This window comes from Clostridium vincentii (assembly GCF_002995745.1).
Taxonomy (GTDB): domain Bacteria; phylum Bacillota; class Clostridia; order Clostridiales; family Clostridiaceae; genus Clostridium; species Clostridium vincentii.
Window position 1 is genome coordinate 39,097 of the sequence record NZ_PVXQ01000018.1, and the last position, 15,102, is coordinate 54,198.

General features: G+C 31.4%; 19 protein-coding genes and 1 riboswitch. Of the genes, 15 read left to right on the forward strand and 4 right to left on the reverse strand.

Features of this window, described 5'->3' with window-relative positions; genetic code table 11:
- Nucleotides 1-6: 6 nt before the first annotated feature.
- From purF to CLVI_RS09485, 11 genes are all read left to right on the forward strand, one after another.
- Complete coding sequence (gene purF / locus CLVI_RS09435) at nt 7-1,437, forward strand: amidophosphoribosyltransferase (RefSeq protein ID WP_106059882.1); 1,431 nt, start codon at nt 7-9, stop codon at nt 1,435-1,437.
- Nucleotides 1,438-1,446: 9 nt separating this feature from the next.
- On the forward strand, nt 1,447-2,448 hold the full coding sequence (gene purM / locus CLVI_RS09440; protein WP_106059883.1) for a phosphoribosylformylglycinamidine cyclo-ligase: 1,002 nt from the start codon (nt 1,447-1,449) through the stop codon (nt 2,446-2,448).
- Nucleotides 2,436-3,047, forward strand: a complete 612-nt coding sequence (gene purN / locus CLVI_RS09445) for a phosphoribosylglycinamide formyltransferase (protein ID WP_106059884.1) — start codon at nt 2,436-2,438, stop codon at nt 3,045-3,047. The genes purM and purN overlap by 13 nt, the downstream gene beginning before the upstream one ends.
- A 15-nt stretch (nt 3,048-3,062) precedes the next feature.
- Complete coding sequence (purH, locus tag CLVI_RS09450) at nt 3,063-4,562, forward strand: bifunctional phosphoribosylaminoimidazolecarboxamide formyltransferase/IMP cyclohydrolase (RefSeq protein ID WP_106059885.1); 1,500 nt, start codon at nt 3,063-3,065, stop codon at nt 4,560-4,562.
- A gap of 20 nt (nt 4,563-4,582) precedes the next feature.
- Entirely contained in the window at nt 4,583-5,833 is a 1,251-nt protein-coding gene (purD, locus tag CLVI_RS09455; RefSeq protein WP_106059886.1) for a phosphoribosylamine--glycine ligase, read from the forward strand.
- Between the two features lie 258 nt (nt 5,834-6,091).
- Entirely contained in the window at nt 6,092-6,286 is a 195-nt protein-coding gene (locus CLVI_RS09460) for a DUF4177 domain-containing protein (protein WP_106059887.1), read from the forward strand.
- Nucleotides 6,287-6,358: 72 nt separating this feature from the next.
- Complete coding sequence (locus tag CLVI_RS09465; RefSeq protein WP_106059888.1) at nt 6,359-6,565, forward strand: hypothetical protein; 207 nt, start codon at nt 6,359-6,361, stop codon at nt 6,563-6,565.
- A 136-nt stretch (nt 6,566-6,701) separates the two neighbouring features.
- Nucleotides 6,702-7,409 (forward strand): hypothetical protein, encoded by a 708-nt coding sequence (locus CLVI_RS09470; RefSeq protein ID WP_106059889.1) that lies wholly within the window; start codon nt 6,702-6,704, stop codon nt 7,407-7,409.
- Nucleotides 7,410-7,456: 47 nt separating this feature from the next.
- Nucleotides 7,457-7,870, forward strand: coding sequence for a CGGC domain-containing protein (locus CLVI_RS09475; protein WP_106059890.1), 414 nt, complete (start codon nt 7,457-7,459; stop codon nt 7,868-7,870).
- Between the two features lie 50 nt (nt 7,871-7,920).
- A complete protein-coding gene (locus CLVI_RS09480; protein WP_106059907.1) occupies nt 7,921-8,265 on the forward strand; it encodes a ribosomal protein L7/L12 in 345 nt (114 codons plus the stop codon).
- Nucleotides 8,266-8,338: 73 nt separating this feature from the next.
- Nucleotides 8,339-8,884 carry a nitroreductase family protein gene (locus tag CLVI_RS09485; protein WP_106059891.1) on the forward strand — a complete coding sequence of 182 codons (546 nt, stop codon included), beginning with the start codon at nt 8,339-8,341 and terminating at the stop codon, nt 8,882-8,884.
- 90 nt (nt 8,885-8,974) lie between these two features.
- Here the strand turns inward: CLVI_RS09485 and CLVI_RS09490 are convergent, their stop codons facing one another.
- Nucleotides 8,975-9,550 (reverse strand): hypothetical protein, encoded by a 576-nt coding sequence (locus tag CLVI_RS09490; RefSeq protein WP_106059892.1) that lies wholly within the window; start codon nt 9,548-9,550, stop codon nt 8,975-8,977.
- A 227-nt stretch (nt 9,551-9,777) separates the two neighbouring features.
- Between CLVI_RS09490 and CLVI_RS09495 the strand changes: the two genes are divergently transcribed.
- The 3 genes from CLVI_RS09495 (at nt 9,778) to CLVI_RS09505 (ending at nt 12,389) form a co-directional block, all read left to right on the forward strand.
- On the forward strand, nt 9,778-10,161 hold the full coding sequence (locus CLVI_RS09495) for a NifB/NifX family molybdenum-iron cluster-binding protein (protein WP_106059893.1): 384 nt from the start codon (nt 9,778-9,780) through the stop codon (nt 10,159-10,161).
- A 52-nt stretch (nt 10,162-10,213) separates the two neighbouring features.
- Nucleotides 10,214-10,315: riboswitch (purine riboswitch) on the forward strand.
- A 146-nt stretch (nt 10,316-10,461) separates the two neighbouring features.
- Nucleotides 10,462-11,814, forward strand: a complete 1,353-nt coding sequence (locus tag CLVI_RS09500; RefSeq protein ID WP_106059894.1) for a uracil-xanthine permease family protein — start codon at nt 10,462-10,464, stop codon at nt 11,812-11,814.
- Nucleotides 11,815-11,816: 2 nt separating this feature from the next.
- The gene (locus CLVI_RS09505) at nt 11,817-12,389 is read left to right on the forward strand and encodes a xanthine phosphoribosyltransferase (RefSeq protein ID WP_106059895.1); all 573 of its coding nucleotides are present in this window, start codon (nt 11,817-11,819) and stop codon (nt 12,387-12,389) included.
- A gap of 75 nt (nt 12,390-12,464) precedes the next feature.
- Here CLVI_RS09505 and CLVI_RS17460 read toward each other — a convergent pair whose 3' ends face one another.
- The 3 genes from CLVI_RS17460 to CLVI_RS09515 all read right to left on the reverse strand — a co-directional run bounded on the left by CLVI_RS17460 (nt 12,465) and on the right by CLVI_RS09515 (nt 14,062).
- On the reverse strand, nt 12,465-12,611 hold the full coding sequence (locus CLVI_RS17460; RefSeq protein ID WP_170065636.1) for a hypothetical protein: 147 nt from the start codon (nt 12,609-12,611) through the stop codon (nt 12,465-12,467).
- A 79-nt stretch (nt 12,612-12,690) separates the two neighbouring features.
- Nucleotides 12,691-13,491 carry a TPM domain-containing protein gene (locus CLVI_RS09510; protein WP_106059896.1) on the reverse strand — a complete coding sequence of 267 codons (801 nt, stop codon included), beginning with the start codon at nt 13,489-13,491 and terminating at the stop codon, nt 12,691-12,693.
- A complete protein-coding gene (locus CLVI_RS09515) occupies nt 13,484-14,062 on the reverse strand; it encodes a LemA family protein (RefSeq protein ID WP_106059897.1) in 579 nt (192 codons plus the stop codon). The genes CLVI_RS09510 and CLVI_RS09515 overlap by 8 nt, the downstream gene beginning before the upstream one ends.
- Before the next feature lie 135 nt (nt 14,063-14,197).
- On the opposite strand from CLVI_RS09515, the gene CLVI_RS09520 reads away from it, so the two are divergent.
- Complete coding sequence (locus tag CLVI_RS09520) at nt 14,198-15,037, forward strand: potassium channel family protein (RefSeq protein ID WP_106059898.1); 840 nt, start codon at nt 14,198-14,200, stop codon at nt 15,035-15,037.
- Nucleotides 15,038-15,102: the final 65 nt, after the last annotated feature.

Here is a 15,102-nt window from a genome sequence, read left to right on the forward strand (position 1 = left end):
TATACAATGACAAATGCAGATTTTAATTTGATATTAGATCCAAGTCTTGATAAATTTAAAGATGAATGTGGTGTTTTTGGAGTTTACTCTAATTCACCATTAGATGTAGCAGGTATGACTTATTATGGTCTATATGCTCTTCAACATAGAGGACAAGAAAGTGCCGGTATTGCAGTAGGAAATGGTGAAACTGTAGAAGTACATAAAGGTTTAGGATTAATTACAGAAGCTTTTTCAAAGTACGACTTAGAAAAGCTTAAAGGACATGTGGCTATTGGACACGTTAGATATTCAACAACAGGAGCCAATACAGTTGAAAACTCCCAACCTTTACTTGCTAATTCAAAGCTTGGAACTATTTCTTTAGCTCATAATGGAAATCTTGTTAATGCAGAAGTTATACGAGAACTTTTAGAGGATGGAGGACATATTTTCCATACTTCAATAGACTCAGAAGTTATAGCAACACTTATTGCAAGAGCAGCTAAAAAGGGAATAGAAAATGCAATAATTGATGCAATGCAAGCTATTCGAGGTAGCTTTGCCATGGTTATTGCAACTAAGGATAAGCTAATTGGAGCTAGAGACCCTAATGGAATTAGACCACTTTGTATTGGAAAAGTTGATGATGCTTATATTTTAGCTTCTGAGAGTTGTGCTCTTGATGCTGTAGGCGCTGAATTTGTTCGTGATGTTAAACCAGGAGAAATGGTTATTATAGATGGAGAAGGAGTTAAATCTTTTCAATATTCAGAGAATGCAGGCTGTAAAACTTGTTCATTTGAGTACATTTATTTTGCTAGACCTGATTCAATGATTGATGGACTTGATGTTTACACTACAAGAGTTAAGTCTGGATCACAATTATATAAGGAACATAAAATAGAGGCAGATTTAGTTGTTGCAGTGCCTGATTCAGGAATACCATCAGCAATAGGATATGCAGAGGCTTCAGGAATTCCTTATGGTATAGGTTTTGTAAAGAACAGATATGTAGGAAGAACCTTCCTAGCTCCTTCACAGGAAATTAGAGAGAAGGCTGTATCTGTTAAACTTAACCCTCTTAAGGTTAATGTAGAAGGAAAAAGAATAATATTAATTGATGATTCAATAGTTAGGGGAACAACTTCAAGGCATTTAGTTGAAGCGTTGAGACGTGCAGGAGCTAAGGAAGTTCATTTCTTAGTTGCATCACCAGTTGTTAAATACCCTTGTTACTTTGGAATAGATACTCCATATAGAAGTGAGTTAGTTGGAGCTAATTATTCAATTCAACAAATAGGCGATATGATTGGAGCAGATTCTTTAGGATACTTAAGTATTGATGGAATGTATAAATGCTTCGAAGGTAAAGAAGGATTCTGTATAGGATGCTTTAACGGTACTTATCCAGTGGCAACACCAATAGAAACTTCAAAAGATCATCTTGAAAGGTAGGGTTTATAAATGATAACTTATAAAGAATCAGGAGTTAATATAGAAGAAGGTTACAAGTCAGTTAAGCTTATTAAAGAGTACGCTGCGAGAACTATGAGCAAATATGTTTTAAATGGATTAGGTAGCTTTGCAGGAATGGTAGAGCTTCCAGAAGGGTATAAGAAACCAGTTTTAGTTTCAGGTACTGATGGTGTTGGAACTAAACTTGATATAGCTTGCAAAAAGAAAAAGTTTGATACAGTAGGTATTGATTGTGTTGCAATGTGTGTTAATGACATACTTTGTCATGGTGCTAAACCTTTATTTTTCTTAGATTATATAGCTTGTGGAAAGCTTGAAGCTGAAGTTGCATCAGATTTAGTTAAGGGAGTAGCAGAAGGTTGTGTTCAATCTGATTGTGCTCTTGTTGGCGGAGAAACTGCTGAAATGCCAGGCTTTTATAATGTAGGAGACTACGATATGGCAGGTTTTGCAGTAGGGATTGCTGATAAAGATAAAATAATTGATGGATCTAAGATTGAAGTAGGAGATAAACTAATTGGTATCGCGTCTTCAGGACTTCACTCTAATGGTTTTTCACTTGTTAGAAAATTATTTACAGACCTTGATATGGAATTTGAAGGACAAGAAGTTTGGAAAAACTTAATAGTTCCAACAAAGATATATGTTAAGCCTGTACTTAAGATTATGGAAAACTTTGAAATTAGAGGAATGTCACATATCACAGGTGGTGGATTTATTGAAAATGCACCAAGAATGTTTAATGGTCGAGAACTTACGGCTGTAATTAAAAAGACAAGTTATCCAGTACCATCAATCTTTGATAAAATGGTTGAACTTGGGGTGGATAAGGATCATATGTATAACACTTTTAACATGGGAATAGGATTTGTTCTATGTGTTAAAAAAGAGGATTCAGATTCTATTAGAAAGGCTCTTTTAGAAATGGGAGAGAAATCTTATGAAATAGGATATGTAACCTCTGGGGGTGAAGGTGTTTGTTTAAAATAGCAGTGCTTGTTTCCGGTGGGGGAACAGACTTTCAATCTATAATTGATGCAGTGGAAAGTGGAAAATTGAACTGTAAAATTGAAATGCTAATAAGTAGTAAAGAAGGGGCTTTTGCAATTGATAGAGCTAAGAAACATGGTATAAACTATCATGTAGTTAGCAAAAAAGAATTTGGGGCAGAACAATCAAACAAGATATTAGAATTAACTGAAGGTAAAGTTGATTTAATAGTTTTAGCAGGTTGTCTTTCAATACTTAATGGAGAGTTGTTAAATAGATTTAGTAACAAGATGATTAATATCCATCCAGCTTTAATTCCGTCCTTTTGTGGGGATGGAATGTATGGACTTAAAGTACATGCTGCTGCCATTGAAAAAGGAGTTAGATTTTCAGGCTGCACAGTGCACTTTGTAAATAATGAGGTTGATGGTGGAGCTATTATTCTTCAGGAAGTTGTACCAGTTTATTTTGAAGATAATGCAGAAAGTCTTCAAAAAAGAATATTGGAAGAAGAACATAAAATATTGCCAAAAGCCATTAAGTTGATTTTAGAGAAAAAAGTTAAAATTATAGATAATAGAGTAAAGATAGAAGAATAAGAGGAGGCCTTTGTTTTGAAGAAAAGAGCTTTAATTAGTGTATTTGATAAAGAGGGAGTTTTAGACTTTGCAAAATTCCTAGTATCTAAAAATATTGAAATTATTTCAACAGGTGGAACATATAAGCATTTAAAAGAAAATGGAGTAGATGTAATTGAGGTTAACGAAGTTACAGACTTTCCAGAAATGTTAGATGGAAGAGTTAAAACTCTTCATCCACTTATACATGCTGGAATACTTGCAATTAGAGATAATAAAGAACATATGGATACACTAAAAAAGAGAGATATACACACAATTGACTATGTTGTAGTTAATCTTTATCCTTTTTTTGATAAGGTAAAGGAAGATTTAGGCTTTGAAGAAAAAGTTGAATTTATAGATATTGGTGGTCCAACAATGCTAAGAGCTGCAGCTAAGAACTTTCAAGATGTTGTAGTTATCTCAGACAAAGAGGACTATAAAGTAGTTATGGATGAAATGAATTCTGGTGAAGTTCAATTAAAGACTAAGAAAAAATTAGCTGGTAAGGTATTTAATCTTATGAGTGCCTATGATGGAGCTATTTCTAATTTCTTACTAGCTGATGAAGAATATCCTGAGTATCTTTCAGTTTCTTTTAAGAAGAAACAAAGTTTAAGATATGGAGAAAATTCACATCAAAGTGCAGCATTCTACTCATCAACAATGGTAGATGGGGCTATGAATAACTTTGATGTATTAAATGGTAAGGAATTATCTTATAATAATTTTAAGGACATGGATATAGCATGGAAATGTGCTAATGAATTTGAAGAACCAGCATGTTGTGCTTTAAAGCATAATACTCCATGTGGAGTAGCTGTTGGAGAAAATGCTTATGAAGCTTATATGAAGGCTTATAAGGTTGATCCCACTTCAATATTTGGTGGAGTTGTTGCTTTTAATAGAAAGGTTGACAAGGAAACTGCACAGGAAATGGCTAAGATTTTCTTAGAAGTTATTGCAGCACCAGAGTATGATGATGATGCAATAGAAGTGCTAAAAGCTAAGAAAAACCTAAGAGTATTAAAGGTTAATGCAACACCTCAAGATAAGAAAGCTATGGTTACTGTTGATGGTGGTTTTTTAGTTCAAGAACAGGATGATAAATTAATAGATGAAATCAAGGTTGTAACTACAAAAGCTCCAACTGAGAAAGAAATGAAGGATTTATTATTTGGTATGAAGGTTGTTAAGTATGTTAAATCTAATGCTATTGTTGTAGCTAAAGATGAAGTTGCTTTAGGAATTGGTGGAGGTCAAGTTAATAGAATTTGGCCAACAGAAGATGCTTTAAAAAGAGGTGTGGGAGCTACAATTCTTGCATCAGATGCATTCTTCCCATTTAGAGACGTTGTAGATAAAGCTGCTAAGGCTGGAATCAAAGCAATAATCCAACCAGGTGGTTCTATGAGAGATCAAGAATCCATAGATGCTTGTAATGAACATGGAATTGCTATGGTGTTCACTGGACTTAGACACTTTAAGCACTAATCATAAGAGGAGAGAATTTTATGAAACTATTATTAGTTGGAGCAGGTGGACGAGAGCATGCAATTGCTTGGAAAATCGCTAAAAGCCCAAAGGTTGATAAAATATTTGTAGCACCTGGTAATGGTGGTACTGCAATAGAAAATAAATGTGAAAATGTTGATATAACTGACATTGATGAATTAATCGTTTTTGCTAAGGAAAATGAAATTTACTTAACTATAGTTGGACCTGAAGATCCACTAGCAAAAGGTATTACAGATAAGTTTAAGGCTGCAGGCCTTAGAGTATTTGGACCAGATAAAGCTGGAGCTCAATTAGAGGGAAGTAAAAGTTATTCAAAGGAATTCATGAAGAAATATGGAGTTAAAACTGCAGCATATGAAGTGTTTACAGAAGTTAATACAGCACTTTTATATGTTGAAAACTGCGCTTATCCAGTAGTTATAAAGGCTGATGGATTAGCAGCAGGTAAGGGTGTTGCAATTTGTGAAACAAAGGATCAGGCAATTGAAGCAATTAATTCTTATATGATAGATGATATATTTAATGGAGCAGGACAAAAGGTTGTTATAGAGGAATTTTTAGATGGAGTAGAAGCATCTATCCTTTCAATAACTGATGGAAAGACAATAATTCCATTTATATCTGCAAAGGATCATAAACAAATCTTTGATGGCGGTAAAGGGCCAAATACTGGTGGTATGGGAGTAGTTGCTCCTAATCCATATGTAACTAATGCTGTTATGAAGGAATTTGAAGATAACATTATGGCAAAAACTTTAACTGGAATTCAAGCAGAAGGTTTTGATTTTAAAGGGATTATATTTTTCGGATTAATGATTTGTGAGAAGGGAACCTATTTACTTGAGTATAATGTAAGAATGGGAGATCCTGAAACTCAATCAGTATTAAGCTTAATGGAAAGTGATTTATTTGAAGTTATTGAAGCTGCTATGGACGAAAAACTTAGTGAAATTACAGTTAATTGGAAGGATGAGGTTTCTGTAAATGTTGTCCTTGCATCTGAAGGTTATCCAGGGGAATTTGTTAAGGGTTATCTAATAACCATAGATCAAAGTGTACAGGATAATGTATTCTTAGCTGGAGCAAAGATGGAAGGTGGAGTTTTATTAACTAATGGAGGACGAGTTCTTTCTGTTATTGGAAATGGTAAAACTATAGAAGAAGCTCGTGAAACAGCTTACAGAAATCTTGATTTAGTTAAGTTTAAGGACAGTTATTTCAGGAAAGATATTGGTATATGTAAATAAGAATTAAATATCACTAATTCTAATACCGTATTATTCAAAATTGAATAATACGGTATTTTTTTGAATTATTGAATCAATGAAGTGAATTTATATTGGGATTTTTAATATACCTAAGCTAAGAGTAAGATACTCAAATATAGAAAATGAATAATACTGTATTAAGAAAATATGCTACAATTAAGGTATAAGAGTTATATTATGGAGAAAGATTTATTCTATAATAAGATTATGTTATAGAAATATAGGAGGAGATTTATTGTGGAAAGATGGGAATATAAAACTATTAAAGTAGAACTTAAAGGATTTTCAGGCGGTATATTGGAAGTGGAAAATTTTAATGGTGAACTTAATAAACTCGGAGAAGAAGGATGGGAACTAACATCTTGTTTTGCTACAAATGCAGCACAGGGTCATAGTAGAGATGCAATATCAGTATTTAAAAGAAGAAAGTAGGGGGAGAGCAGATATTATAACTATGTTTTTTATCGGCTTGAAATAATATTTTGTAAGCAAGGAGGGATTAATATGAAAAATAATACGAAAAGTTCAAAATTAGGACTAATTATTTCTGCATTTATAACTATTATTGCTTTAATAATCTTTGTATATGTAAGAATTAAAGGAATGCCAAGTTGGACTAATGGTGTTATATTACTTTGTGCTATTAGCATTTTTTTTGCAAATATTGCTATATATAAATCACAGAAAAATAAAGACAATAATTCAAAATAAAATATATAATGGTTACGCGGCTTGGTCTACTAGAAGCCAAAGAATATGTTGATTTACTTAGTGACGAAAAGTTAAACAAGTAAATTTAGATCAATATATCGTATAATTTACAGTAAGAATTTTAAAGGAGTCAGAAATGAAAAATTTAAAAGAATTTTCTAAGGAAATAGTAGCAATTATATTAATATTAGTTGTCTCTCTTGTAGTGTTTCTATTATTTTTTATCTCATTTTCATGGATACAAGGAAATTTATTTATTCCAGAAGAGTTTACAATATGGGGAGTTAGAGCACCTTATGACAAAATAGTATCTGTAATTGAATGCATAATCTTCTTTGGGTTAATTTCGGCTTATTTTAAGATGAAAAAAAGAAAAACTGGAAAAGAAGCTTTAATGTATGCATCGAGGATAGAATTCTCTAAGTCAATTAAGATAATAGGTGCAATAGTGATGCTATACCTATATTTTATAAATATAATGTGTATAAAGGATGAAATGATTACTTTGCGTAGTACATTTTCTCCATTAGGAAAAGAATATTCTTTACAAGATGTGAAGAAGGTGGAAACGGGCTTTAATAGCAATAAAAAGTTTCTTGGGTCAAGTAAAGGTACCTTTTATTATATAATTATTTTAAATGATGGGAAAAAAATTGATATTAATAACTTTAGTTCAGAGGGAAAAAAATATGAAGAAGATACATATTCAGCAATAGAAGAAATTGATAAAAGAATAATGGAGAGTAATTCGGAGTTAGTAAAGACATCTTCTTTAGATTATTCTGAATATGCTGTATTAGATCAGCAATACATGGATAGATTTGAAAGAATTATTAATAATTAAAAAATAGCGAGTAGGATAAAGACGTGCATATAAACGGAGGGGTAAGTATGAATACTAAATATGTTGTTATAATTCAGTGTGATATTGCACATAAAAGGTGCAGCGGGTTTGCGTGTACAAATGCTTTTTACAATAAGGATAAAGTTTTTGAAGAATATGATGATGCTACAAGATATATTTCTTTTACCTGTGGTGGATGTTGTGGAAAGGGAGTTGCCTCTAAGTTAGAACATTTTTCTAAGCAGGTATCTAAAAAGAATAATATTAGCAAAGATGAAGTTGTAGTTCATTTATCATCTTGCATGGTGACTGATAATTATCACTATGATAGATGCCCGCATGCAGAGTATATCAAGAGTATAGTTACAAAGAAAGGTTATAAAAATGTTATCGAAGGATCTTACATAAGCGGTAATGCAGAAAGAAAAAGAGAAGAAGGTATATATAACAGCCTTGAGTAAAAGAATTTTAAGGGAGGAAAGTAAATATGAAATCAAAAATATCGATATTTATGAAATCAAAAACATGGATACTATGGCTAGTGGCAGGAATTTGTTTCTTATTTGTAGGTGTGATGGATCTAATAGATAAAAACAATTTTTCAGGAGTAATATCTATACTTTTAGGAGGATTTTATATCATTTTGAGCAGAATTAATTATAAAAGGGAGAGTAAATCTAATCAAAGTGAAGTAACTGATGCAGTCTTAAAAAATATGGATATCGAATTAAGAAATCTAATTGCAGAAGGTGAAAAAATTAAAGCAATCAAAAAATATAGAATGGTTACTGGGCTTGGTTTACTAGAAGCCAAAGAATATGTTGATTTACTTGGTGAAGAAAAATCGAATAAGTAAATATAGATGAATTATATCCAATACATGGATGGATTTAAAAGAATGTTTAAAAATAACAAGAAGGAGATGTAAAATGGATTTTTTTGAACTTGTAAATAGAAGAGAAAGTGTAAGAGGGTATTTAGATAAACCAGTAGAAAGAGAAAAGATAGAGAAAATTATAGAAGCTGGAAGGGTAGCCCCATCAGCATGTAATGCTCAACCTTGGAAGTTTGTTGTTGTGAATGATAAGGCGATAGTTAGCCAAGTAGCCAGGAAATTATATGACCCTTTAATAAGTGGAATAAATAAATTTGCTCTAACTTCACCAGTATTTATTGTAGTTGTAGCAGAAAGCAGAAACTTAGCTTCAAAAATGGGAAAGTTAGTTAAGAAAAAGGATTATACTAATATAGATATAGGAGGAGCTTGCGAGAATATATGTTTAGCAGCTACAGAACTTGGACTTGGAACATGTATCATGGGATGGTTTAAAGAGAAAGGCATTAAGAATATACTTTCTATTCCATCAAATAAAGAGGTCACTTTAGTAATATCTTTAGGATATTATGAAGATAAGGAACCTAGGAAAAAGGTGAGGAAGGATATTAAAGAAATTATGAGCTATAATAACTATTAAAAAAGAATCATGAATAAAAAGAAACTCCAGCGATGTTAAATCACCACTAGAGTTTTTTTGTTATGTGTAATTAGTACTAAACTACTTGTACTATTTTACTTCCTTAGGTTCAAATTTAAAGGATAGATCTGATAGCATATTAAAAGATATAGTCAAATCCCCTATTTCTTTTGAAGCATTTTCAAGTACATACCCATTAAGATTTTCATCCGAAAAATTGTTGAAATCTTCAGTTGGGGTTGTGGTTTCACAAATATCGAAAATGTTGCCTGCTTTTTTCATAAATTTTTCAATATCGTTCTCATTGTACTCAGTTTGTGACATCCCTGCAACTGGCTCCTTTTCAGTTCCACCTTTATAGGAAATTTGAAGTCTAGTAAGTTTTCCACCATCAGTAGCAGATGTGGCATAAATCACATAATTGCCAATAATTTCTATATATTGATAATAGTCCGCAGATTCACTTTTGTCTCCAGTAAAATCCTTGAGTTCAGAATCAAATAGTCCGATTGAATCATTATAATAATTTTTAAATTCTTCAGCAGTAAAAGTAAAAGTACTTCCCTCTACTCTGTTCTGTGTAGAATCTTTTACATTTTTTCCGCATCCTACAAATAAAGTTATAGTCATACACATAATGATTAAAATTTTAAAATATCTTTTCATATTAAAATTCCTTTCTGGCTTATATTTTGAAAACCATTCCTATAATAACAAAAATTAACTATAATAGGAAGGGAATTTTGAATAATTAGAACTATAATACTAATTATTTCTATTAATATTTCTTTCTGTGATAACTATCTTATTATCTAGGGGAAGTTTATAATTAAAATAAGTAAATTAATCCGTTTAGTTTATGCTACACGAGATATAGTTAGGAGAGAATAAATATGAAAATTGCAATGCCAAAGAATGAGAATATAATTAATCAACATTACGGAAAGAGTAAGAGCTTCGAAATTATTACAATAGAGGACAATAAGGTAACTGAAACTAAAGAGCTATCAGCGCAAACACTTCAACATAATCATGGTGGACTTGCTGGATTACTTAAAGAGGAAGGCGTAAATTTAATTATTACTGGTGGAATTGGCCAAGGTGCTCTAGATTCATTAAAGGCAGAAAAGTTTGAAGTTATTCGCGGAGTCTCAGGAAAGATTGAAGATATAATTGCTTCATACTTAAATGGTGAATTAAAAGATAAAAATGTTGTATGTAATCATGATCATGAAGAACATCATCAACATAAAATAATAAAAATGTCTTCTAAATAAAATTATAAAACTAAATTCTTTGTATAAAAAGCACGATTATGGTACAATTAACAAACAGTTTGTACAAAAGACTCGTATATTTCCGATGACTTGGACGGAAAGTTTCTACCTGCTAGCCATAAATTAGCAGACTACGAGGTAGTGTTTTAGTTTTAAATATTAGTATATATTTATCTATAAATACGACACCTCATTTAATTTTGAGGTGTTTTTTTATTTTGGGAAAATTTATCAGATAATATATATAGGATTTATATGGAGTATGTATAATTGAATTATATTTAAGGAGATTTACCGAAGATGAGCTCAGAGAACAAGGAAAATTTAACTGAAGAATCGAATTCTAGAATTAAAGAGGATAGTGAACTTCTTTATGGAATTGATGACAAGCCAAAATTAGGAACACAGATTTTATTAGGTTTCCAACATATATTTGCTGCCTTTGGCGGAATTATAGTTGTCCCTTTAGTTATTTCTAGTGCACTAGGATTTGATGCAATTACATCAACAGCACTTATGAGTGCAACAATACTAGCGGCTGGAGTAGCAACAGTTATTCAATCAAAAGGGGTTGGGCCAGTTGGAGCAAGAGTTGCATGTATAATGGGAACAGATTTTACATTTGTAGCACCTTCAATTGCCGTTGGAAGTCTTTATGGACTACCGGGAATTATAGGAGCTACAATACTTGGTTCATTTGTAGAAATATTTCTAAGCTTTATAATAAGACCAGTCATGAAATTATTTCCGCCACTTGTTACAGGTACAGTAATAACTTTAATAGGATTAACACTGCTACCAGTATCAATGGATTGGGCAGCTGGTGGAAGCGGATCATCTGATTATGGAAACTTAATTAATATTTCAATATCAATGTTTGTTTTAATTATTACTTTACTTTTAAACAGATATGGAAAAGGTTTAGTAAGTAGTGCTTCAATATTAATTGGAATGGGACTTGGATATATTATTTGTATTCCTCTTGGAATGGTTGATTTTTCAGCAGTTAATGAGGCAAGTTTTATATCATTTCCAAAAATATTTGCATATGGTGTAAATTTTGATTTGAAATTAGTAATTCCATTTATCCCAGCTTATTTTGTAGCAACTATTGGAACTGTAGGTTGCTTAAAGGCTATCGGAGAAGTTTCAAAAGTTGAAATGGATGATAAGAGAATTGGAGCAGGAGTATTATCCGATGGTGTTGGAAGTATGATTGCAGGTGTTCTTGGAACATTTCCAAATACATCTTTTAGTCAAAATATTGGACTAATTCCTTTAACAAAAGTAGCAAGTAAATATGTTGCTATGATGGCAGGTATAATACTTGTCATATTAGGATTTCTTCCTAAATTTGCAGCTTTAATTAACATAATGCCTCAACCAGTTTTAGGTGGAGTTGGAATAGTTATGTTTGGAACAGTTGCAGCATCAGGAATTAAAACTTTAAGTAAAATTGAATTAAATAATCGTAATTTATTAATAATAGCAACAGCTATAGGCCTTGGAGTTGGAGTTACATTTCGTCCTGAATTTATAAGTCAATTTCCAGAAGGCTTAAAAATGATTTTCTCATCAGGTATTTCAACAGGAACTATTGTTGCATTAATATTAAACTTAGTATTAAAAGAAGAAAAGAGTGGAGTGAAGTAATAATGAAATGTTTACATAAACGTATATTAGAAGAAGGCCAAGCATTATCAGAAAATGTATTAAAAGTTGACTCGTTTTTAAATCATCAAGTTGATGCACAATTAATGTATGAAATGGGTACATATTTTAAAAATTATTTTGAAAATCATAATATTACAAAGATATTTACAATTGAAAGTTCAGGCATTGCACCAACTGTAATGACAGCCATGCAAATGAATTTACCTATGGTTACATTAAAAAAACAAGGTTCAAAAATTTTAAATGGTGATGTTTATCAAACAACAGTACACTCATATACAAAAGATATGAATTATGAATTAACACTATCTAAAAAATACATAAATAAAGATGATAATATATTAATTATAGATGACTTTTTGGCAAATGGAGAAGCATCCCTTGGAGCAGTACGTTTAGTAGAAGAAGCAGGAGCAACTGTTGCTGGAATAGGTATAGTAATAGAAAAATCATTTCAAAAAGGTCCACAAATGTTAAAAGATATGGGTTATGATGTGTATTCATTAGCTAGAATAGCTAAATTATCAAAGGGTAATATAGAATTTATGGAATAAATAGAGATATAAATAATTAATGGCTGTTGCAAAATTGTTGAAAAACAATTCTGCAACAGCCATTTAATTATATATTTATTTGTGATCGGTATCTGTGGAAGGTTCTTCTTCTCCAAAAGGACTTTTTTCATGGGCTTTACTATTAACCTCTTCTGCATATTTTGCTAAAGATGGGTCAAAGTTGCTTTTGATTTTTGAACTATTAGAATTCGTACGGCTCATATAAATCCCTCCTAAAAAATAATGGTTTCTATATTAGTTTATCCATATTATAAAAAAATATTATTTTTTATAATAAGAATTACCAGCCGCCAGAAGATCCACCACCACCGGAAGATCCACCACCGAAGCCTCCGAAACCACCTCCACCAGAGGAACCACCGCCACCTCTAGGGCCGCCGCGACCTCTGAAAAGACCGCTTATTATAAGAATCTTTAGTAGCGTCGAAGTGATTCGGGCTTTATTGAAAAATATATCAATAAGCAATAATCCTCCAAGGACCATAAAGACAAGTCCGCTTTTTCCATTATTAGAAGAATCAGCGGTTTCAGCATTAGGAACAGTGACGTTTAAGGATTTAGTTAAAGTAACGTCATATTCCTTAGCAATATAATCACTAAGTGCACTATAACTTTCAACTAGACCTTTCCCATAGTTCCCGTCTGCAAAGTTAGGTTTTCCTACGGACTCCATAACTCTATTAGAAAGTGCATCTGGAACAGCTCCTTCAAGGCCACGTCCAACCTCAACTCTCCATTTCTTATCACTTACTGCTAAAAGGATTAACAATCCATTATCTTTATCTTTTTCACCAAGTCCCCAAGTTCGAAATAAATTAAGGGCATAATCTTCAATAGGAACATTATCTGTTGAATCTACTACAACAACAACGGCTTGAGCTCCAGTTTTATCCTCAAGCTCTTTACCAATAGATAAAATGCTATTAATTTCTGATTCACTAATTATTCCGGTATAATCATTTAAATATTTATTAGTTGTAGGCTGGGGATAATCTACAGCCTTTATAGGTAAAGAAAATCCTAAAGTTAATAGTATAAGAGAAGATAGGAATACTGCAAAGGATTTTTTTAAATTATTCATTTTTAGTAGTGAAATCTACAGTAGGTAATTCCTTTGCACCTTCACTTGCCTTATATAAATCTTTTTCCTCAAAGCCAAACATTGAAGCTGTTAAATTACTAGGAAATTTTCTTCTCTTAGTATTATATTCAGTTACTGATGCGTTATAGTCTTCTCGAGCAATTGAAATTCTATTTTCAGTACCTTCTAGTTGAATTGATAAGTCTCTAAAATTTTGATTCGATTTCAAATCAGGATAAGCCTCAACGACTACTAGTAATCTTGAAAGAGAACCAGATAGCTCACTATCAGCATTTGCCTTATCCGATACATTACCAGCTCCAGCAAGTTTAGCTCTTGCATCAGCTATATCTGTAAATACATCCTTTTCTTGAATTGCATACCCCTTTACTGTACTAACTAGATTAGGTATTAAGTCAGACCTTCTTTGAAGTTGAGTATCAATATCTGCATATGAATTATCTGCGCTTTGGTTTAAAGTAACCAAAGAGTTGTAATTCGATATCAAAGGTAAGGTAATAACAAGAATAGCGACTATTACTATGATTAAAATTTTCATGCCTTTTTTCATATTAAAAAACTCCTTTCTATCTTTATTTTAATATTAGTATAAGTTCCATAAATTATACTAATATTCTAATCTTAATGATTTAACCATAGTATAACATATGTATGTGAACTGTAGGTGAATTGGAGGTGAAGAGTTATGGTGGCAACACTAATGGTTATATTATTTTTATACATACAAATAATAGGGAATGGAAATCCAATTATTTTAGGCGTAAATAAGATTAATAACACCTATAAAGAATTGTTTTTAGAAGAAAAATTTGTAGTTAAAATAACTCAAAGTATCCTTATTATATTATCAGAAATCTTGACCTTTCTAGCAGTATACATTACTTTAATAAAATATATTCCTTTATACTTAGAGGTTAATCCTTTAATTGAAATAATAATAATAATAACTTGTTTAGTTATTGTGCATTATTTAATAGGTTATATTTTGCTAATTAGTTCTAACCTTCATATATTTATGAGAAAGGGAATAGAAAAGAGTATTAAGGCAGATTTTCTATTAAGTTATTTTATAACTAGTGTCTATTTAGTGTTTATATTATTATTTACAGATGAAATAAGTAAATATGCTATAAGTGGATTTATTGGAATAGGGGCATGTTATCTACTTAATTTAAAGATACTATTTACTATTATGAAAGATCCTAAAAGTATTAAAATATGCGAAGAAGATAAGGGGAGTTTTGGCAGGGTGCTTACCGCGGTAATGATTATATTGGTTATGATTGTAAGCAATTTATATTTAGGGGTAGTTTTAACTAATTCCCTACAATTAAATGCTTTCTCTAATAATCCAACTAACTTTGATTTGTTTTATTACACCATTCTTACCTTTACTACAATTGGCTTTGGAGATATAATTCCATTAACTATTGTGGCGAAAGTAATGGCTATTGTAATTTCAATAACAAGTGTAATATGTATAACTGTTTTTCTTGGCAGTATATTTTCCCATAGGAGAAAATAATATGAACCATTTTTCTAAGGTCATTGAGAATAAGAACTATAAAAACAATGTATAGTAGATAATTT